This window comes from Mesorhizobium sp. WSM4833 (assembly GCF_055811095.1).
Map to the genome: position 1 here is coordinate 54,434 of NZ_JBVVQG010000014.1, position 6,730 is coordinate 61,163.

The following is a 6,730-nucleotide window of genomic DNA, read 5'->3' on the forward strand; positions in this document are numbered from 1 at the left end:
CAATTCCCCTGGCTCCGGTTCCCGGCGACTATCAGCTATGGAGATGCGTCAGCTCAAACGCGGCTCCGTCCTGGACGCCGGCCATGCGCTGCTCGGCGGACCGGAACATGTCCGCGAACTCCACCTGGTTCTCGAACACCACGCCGCCGACCTTGACCGTCAAGGCATCCTCGGTGCCTTTTGGCGCGAAATAGACTTGTGCGATGCGCGCCCTGATACGCTCGCCGATTTCCCTGGCTTCTGCTTCGGTCGCGCCGGCGAGGAAGACCCCGAACATCGACGTCCCCATGCGTCCAACCAGATCCTCCGCGCGCACTGACGATTGTATGGTTGAGGCTATGAGCCGCAAGGCTTGATCGCCCCATTCAAGACCAAAGCGCAGGTTGATGGACCGCAGATGCTCCGAATGGATGACCAGGAAGGCGCCGGATTTCGGCCCCGGCACCGACGGCCTTGCGGTTCTTTTTTCGACCATCGACGTGAAGACCGCTCCGTTCAGGCAGCCGGTCGTGGTGTCGAAGGTTGCCGACTTGTCGAGTTCCCGGCGATAGCGACGAAGCTCGATCTGTTTCAATCCAACGAACAGAAAAAGCGGAACGCCAAGGACAACGGGCAACAGGATTGCCGTGACCATGCTGCGCCCAAATGGCGTCAGCGCCTCGGAGAACAGGAGCAGGTAATTGAGACCGACGGAAACGCCCAGGATTGCAGCGGTTCCCAGAAAGGTCAGCAAAGCGACGCCTTTCCATGCCTGGTCGGTGGTGCTCGCCATAGTCTTTGTCACTGGCCGATCTCCTGTGGATGGGCTTGTATAAGGCCGGTGTGTTGCAATTTCAGTTTCAAGGAACATTGCAATTTAATCGATTGCGCGATGACCCCATCAAGGCTGCGCCCGTGGCGGCTAACAAACAAAACATCAGGGATTGAATGACAGCCTATTGTGCCGGGCCGAACATGCCCATCTCCGCGTCCCTGGCTGTCGCCTCCGCCTTGCCGTAGATGCCGCTCGGCAGCGCCGTGGCCCAGCCGTTGGAGACAAGCCAGGCGCCAACATCCTGCTTGCCCAGCCTGCACGGTGCGGCGACGGCAAAACGCTCGACGTCCGGCGGTACGAAACAGTGCAGCGCACGTCCCCTCAGCCAGGAATTGAAAACGGCGCGGGCGCGCACGCCGCAAGGCCAGGTGACGTCATGAAACGAGCAGGAGCTGTCGAGATCGATGCCTCGCACTCCGCTGATGACCACCTTGCGGCCCATGGCTTCGAACATCGCCGATGATGTGGCAACCGGGCGGTAGAGCGAGACCTCCCGCCAATCCCTGGGCATCGGCGTTTTCGGGGGCACGGCGAGACCGAGCTCGCTGAGCGGCGGACGGGGCTCGGCCCGTTCGATCTCAGCGGGATCAAGCCGTGGTGGAGCGATCAGGTCTTGAGCAACCTTGCGCGCCGGCTCCAGGCGTTGTGCGCCGGCAACCGGTGCAACCGGCCGGACAGGCTGCGTATCGTCAACATCCCGCGACGGGGCACGGACCGGCCGATCGACCGAAAGCAACGCCCCGCCCTGAATGATCAGCAGTATCCCGGCCAGGAGCAGGAGGCTTCCAAGTGCGATCGCCAAGCGGCTGCGGCCTGGCCTGGCCATCAGCTTGAACAGGATCTCAGGGATTTACGCCGGTCAGAAACCCGACGTCGATTTGGCAACCAGCTTGAGCGCACCTTTTTCAATCCGATAGAACGGCATCGAGCGTTGGCTGGATCCGTCGGCCCGGAACCGGAATAGGCCGGTCGAGCCACGAAAGCCGTTTGGATTCTCAAGAACCTTTTTGCTGAAACCATCGGGCCCGACCGCGCTGGCAATCCCTGCCGTCAGCGCAACCATATCATAGGCGTAGGCCACATTGACGTCAGCCGGATAGTTGTATGTCGTCCTGAAGCGGTCGGCGATCGGCCCGGTTTCACTTGCATCGAGCGTGGCGATAAACGCCCCCTCGAAGAGCGGATCCATGGGGTGCTCCAGCCAACGGTTCGTCCCGACGACGGAGATCGTCTTTCCCGGAATGCCCTTCGATTTGAGGGCGGCAAGGACAGGCGACGGACTGCCATTGCCGCTGGCGACGATGACGGCGTCGGGGGCGTCCACGAGTGAGCCCATTTCGTCGACGGTCTTCGCGCCGTCGCCGGCAGAATATCGGAGAGTGACCGCGAGCGCCGCGCCGTAGATGCTGAGGCTGTTTGCGACCCGCTTCTCCATGGCGCCGGCGTTTGGGCCATCCGCGACAAGCAGTACGAACTTCTTGCTGCCTTTCGCGGCCAGTCCCGCGGCGCCCGCGGCGGCGCTGTCCGCTTCGCCAAGGAGCACGGCATAGACCCCGGGGCCGCCGGCGAAATTGTCGGCGAGCGCCAGAACCGGTGGCCGCTTCGACCCCGACAGCGTGGCAATATGCTGGGCCGCCGGCAGCTCGGTCGGGCCGATGACGACTTTAGACCCCGTCGTAATGGCCGTAACCGCCAGTTTGCCGGCCAGTGCGCTGTCGCCTTTGGTGTCTTCTACCGTCAGCGCCAGCAATCCGTTGCCGATATCCGTCATCGCCAGCTTGGTCGCATCGAGCATCTTCCTGCCGTTTTCCCCGGCCGTTCCAGGGGCGGACAGCGGCAGCAGCATCGTGACTTTGGTCGACCCGGTGCCCAGCGACTGGGTCGCCTGGACGGGACCGGCGCCGGCGGCGCCGTTCTGCCCGGCAGGCGCGGTAACCGCCGCCGGATCGAGCACTTCGGACACGCCGCCCTTCGACTGGCAGCCCGACACGATCGCGGCGAGCGCCAAGGCGATTGCCCATGTCCGCGGACGGTGGACCTGTCGGCCAGCTTCCATGAATGCTCCACCCCTATGTGCCGCCGGATATTGTTCCCGGTCTGGTCTTCAACGCATGTTACGGCGGACTTGCAGTGCCGTCTGTAGTTCTTTTAGCCGCCGAACAGCCTGCCTCTGAGCGCCCTGATCTGCCTTGCTTGCCCGGCACTTCGATAGTCGGCGCATTTCATGTATCGCGGCCCGGGCACGAACACGCGGCGCACGCAAACGCCCTTTCCCTGGGCAGGGGCTCCACCCTCCTCGCCTGGCGAAAACGCGGAAAAGCCGAATGTCGCCACCGGCAAGGGGCCGGTCACTTCGATCCCTTCCCTTGCCAGGATTGCCCGCGCACGCTGGCAGTAGCGGACTGAAAGTGCCGAGAACCGGCTTTCATTGTGCCCGGCGCGATACTTCATGACGGTGGTGCAGAGATCACCCGCGGCGAGCCTGTTGGCCTGTGCAAGATATTTGACCCCCAGCGCGATGTTGGCCGCCGGCGCGCTGAGATCGTCGAGGGACCCTCGAAAGCCGAGCATCCTGGCGGTCGCCGGCATCACCTGCATCAGGCCGACTTCGCCATCGGCGCCTTGCACGCCGGGATCGAAGCCGCTTTCGATCTCCATCACGGCATGCGCCAGCAGCGGCTCCAGGCCATAGATCGATGCCTGGCAACTGGCAAACGCCTTGAAAGCCTGCCGGGTCCACTCCGTGGTCGGATCACAGCGCACTGGTTGCTTCAGGCCGGGCGAAAACTGTTGTTTCACGAACGGTCGTTCCAGCCAGTTGGCACTGGCCGGCGTGATCGTTTGGACAAAGCCAAGCAACACGATCGCGACCGCGACCGCTTTCAGGAAGGATCCGTCGGCTGTCATGATGGCCAACAGGCGTCGGTTCGCCTATCCGGTCAGTGCATGTACTCGACCATGCGATCGTGAAAACACTCGCATTTGTTGAGGGTGTCTTCGTCCTTGTAGTTCGTCTTCAGGTAGCCGTAAGCCATGCCGCAGGCGACCTTGGCTTCCGATGCCCAGACGAAGACGGGCCGGGACGAGTTGATCCACTCCGAGCTGTTGGCGGCGGCGACCGACTCGTCCATCAGCTTCACCACCTGTTGCTTCAGATCGACGATGTTGTCGTTCAAGACCAGATTGGACGTGCCGACGACCCGGCAATAATCGCCCGTCGAGCCTTCGATGATGTCGGCGGCATATCCCGTCGACCCGACTGCCAGCAACAGCGTCGCAGCGGAAACAAGCAGTCTTGCAGAACGTTTCATGTTGAGCTCCCCTAAATATTAGCGACGTATAACATAATCGCATGGTTGTGCGCTATGCCGTTAGACCAGGTTTGCGGTTGTCTGATGCTGGGTTATGCCATCGTCGTAGAGCAGCGTGATCGTGTTGGCAGCGGGCAGGTTCGTCAGCGTTGCCACGTCGACGAAGTTGGCGCCGCCGGTGCTGCCGTTGGCATCGACACTGAGCGTACCCGTCCCCGCATTGTAGTTCACGAAGTCACCGATATTGGCTCCTCCAGGCGCCGTGTCAAACAGGGCGGTCAGGTCAATCTTGTCGCCATGTCCTCCCACGCCGCTGAAATCAGTGATGAGGTCCTTGATGTCGATATTCTCAAGCCGGAACGTATCGGCGCCGGCTCCTCCGGTCAGGGTGTCCTGGCCGAGACCTCCTATGAGAAGGTCGTTGCCGTCGCCGCCGCTGAGGAAGTCATTGCCGCCCCGGCCGACGATGACGTCATTGCCGCCATTACCGCTGAGCTGGTCGATACCGGACGTTCCATAGATCTGGTCGGCCAGCGTTGGGTCACCGTTCACCGTGATCCCGGGATCACCAGGATTGTGCGAGAAGAAGGAGAAATTGACGGAGCGGGCCTGCCAACTGCCGCCATCATTGTCGAAGTAGGACAGGGTCCACGAGTCTCCGGCTGCCGGCGGATGCGCGATCAAGTAGCTGGCAAGCGTCGTAGCGGTGGCATTGCCCGCGCCATCGAGAAGGAAGATGTGATCGTAGTCGACCGTAGCCTTCATCTGACCCGTGGCCGGATCGTAGAACCAAGTCTGCTCGAAGGTCCCAGCGGTCAAATCGTCTTCTACTACGGCGAAGTGATTGGTGCCAATTCTGATCTCGACCTGAACCTCCTGTTCACGATGCGACCCTGCGCTACTATCTCCGAACGCACCTGGGTTTCGCTCTGAAGGGTCAATCGGCGTATCAATCGGCGTCTTTTGGAAATCGGTATAGACGACGACAGTTGCGCTGTGAGGATCCGCCAATATCGCGTTTACCGTCGCTTGCGACAGAGCAAGCGTCGTGACCTGATCATTGCCCGACGTCAGCGGACTGCTGCCATCGCCAATCTGCGACGTGTCGCTGGGCAGGCTGGTCGGCGGCACTTCGTGGATGCCAACAGTCTGTGCAACGTGAGTGTGCCCGTCATAGACATCCAGCGACAGGTTGTTGTTGACCGTGTCAGTTTGCAATGCGGTCGGCCGATAAACCAGATCGTCCAGCAGGTTGATACCGCCGGACGGATTATACAGCACCGTGCCGGCTGTCAGGGCGATATAAGTCACGCCGTTGAAATAGAACGTGCCGGTGGGGATCGTTCCCGTAGCGGTGACGATGAGGTTATCCCCGTCCGCATCCGTCGGAATGGAGACCAGCAGCGGATACCCATTCGGATAGCTGGGCGTGCTCAAGGTCTGCTGCGCCGGGTCGCTGGACATCCAGTTCTGAGTGTTCGCGACTACGGGCGCGTCATTGATGTCCGACAGGTTGATGGTCAGCGTCGTCGTCGACAGGTCGCCGTCACCATCCTTGATGGTGTAGACGAACACGTCCGTGGTGTTCGCGTTGATGCTGTGGGCCGTCGACTGGTAGGTGTAGGAGCCGTCGGCGTTGAGATGCAGCGTGCCGTGCAGGCCGGCAATGTCGGTGTTGACACCGGTCGTCACCGCCGTTGTCGTGTTGCCGCCCGCAGCCCGGACGCCGTCGATCGTGGCACCATCTGCCCCGGCCACGTCGTTGATCAGAACGCCGGCCGCAGCAGTCACGGTCAGCAGCGCGCCTTCATTGACATTGCCGCTGTCGGCATGGGCCGTCGGCACGTCGTCGGTGACGTCGATGGTGATGGTGTTGGTGATCGTGTTGCCGTTGGCGTCGGTGGCCTGGTAGGTGAAGGTCTCGACATTGTTGACGGTGTTGGTGCCGTTGTTGGCGTCGGCGCCGTCGACCGGCGAGGTCAGCGTGTAGCTGTAGGTGCCATTGGCATTGAAGGTCAGCGTGCCGTGCGCGCCGATGGCGTTGCTCACCAGTGCGTAGGTGTAGGGCCCGGTGCCGCCCGATACATTGTCGACGACCGTTCCGGCGATGGTCTCGGCGGTGCTCGACGGGTTGCTGCCGATCGGCAGCGCGGCCTCGTTGACCGTCAGGTCGTCGTTGGAGACGGCAAGGCCGCTGTCCGACAGGTTGATGGTCAGGGTCGTCGTCGACAGGTCGCCGTCGCCGTCCATGATGGTGTAGACGAAGGTCTCCGTTGCGCCTGCCGGCGGAACCACGTTGGGCAGGCCGTCATAGCTGTAGCTGCCATTGGCCTGCAGCGTCAGCGTGCCGAAGCTGCCGTTGATCACCGTGTTGACGCCCGTCGTCACCGCCGTCGTGGTGTCGCCGCCCGCAACGCGGACCCCGACAACGCCGCCGCCCGCCGCCGCACCGTCGGCGCCGAACACGTCGTCCGTGCCGTCGCTCAGCACGTTGCCGAGCACGATCCCGCCCTCGACAACGCTGTTGGTGTCGGCATGGGCCGTCGGCACGTCGTCGGTGACGTCGATGGTGATGGTGTTGGTGATCGTGTTGCCGTTGGCGTCG

General features: G+C 62.3%; 6 protein-coding genes. All 6 read right to left on the reverse strand.

Annotated elements, in window-relative coordinates:
* Nucleotides 1-31: 31 nt before the first annotated feature.
* On the reverse strand, nt 32-784 hold the full coding sequence (locus AC0L2D_RS24870; protein WP_082826542.1) for a GGDEF domain-containing protein: 753 nt from the start codon (nt 782-784) through the stop codon (nt 32-34).
* A gap of 151 nt (nt 785-935) precedes the next feature.
* Nucleotides 936-1,616: a thermonuclease family protein gene (locus tag AC0L2D_RS24875; RefSeq protein ID WP_473542837.1), complete on the reverse strand. Its 681-nt coding sequence runs from the start codon at nt 1,614-1,616 to the stop codon at nt 936-938.
* 57 nt (nt 1,617-1,673) lie between these two features.
* Nucleotides 1,674-2,870 carry an ABC transporter substrate-binding protein gene (locus AC0L2D_RS24880; RefSeq protein WP_473542839.1) on the reverse strand — a complete coding sequence of 399 codons (1,197 nt, stop codon included), beginning with the start codon at nt 2,868-2,870 and terminating at the stop codon, nt 1,674-1,676.
* A 92-nt stretch (nt 2,871-2,962) separates the two neighbouring features.
* A complete protein-coding gene (locus AC0L2D_RS24885; RefSeq protein ID WP_473542910.1) occupies nt 2,963-3,721 on the reverse strand; it encodes a lytic transglycosylase domain-containing protein in 759 nt (252 codons plus the stop codon).
* A gap of 32 nt (nt 3,722-3,753) precedes the next feature.
* Entirely contained in the window at nt 3,754-4,125 is a 372-nt protein-coding gene (locus AC0L2D_RS24890; RefSeq protein ID WP_473542841.1) for a hypothetical protein, read from the reverse strand.
* 60 nt (nt 4,126-4,185) lie between these two features.
* Nucleotides 4,186-6,730 (reverse strand): Ig-like domain-containing protein (locus AC0L2D_RS24895; RefSeq protein WP_473542843.1); only part of this gene is annotated, 2,545 nt, incomplete at its 5' end.

Coding starts and splice junctions, on each gene's coding strand:
- AC0L2D_RS24890 (WP_473542841.1), bottom strand. CDS start 4,125: ATGAAACGTTCTGCAAGACTGCTTGTTTCCGCTGCGACGCTGTTGCTG.
- AC0L2D_RS24880 (WP_473542839.1), bottom strand. CDS start 2,870: ATGGAAGCTGGCCGACAGGTCCACCGTCCGCGGACATGGGCAATCGCC.
- AC0L2D_RS24885 (WP_473542910.1), bottom strand. CDS start 3,721: ATGACAGCCGACGGATCCTTCCTGAAAGCGGTCGCGGTCGCGATCGTG.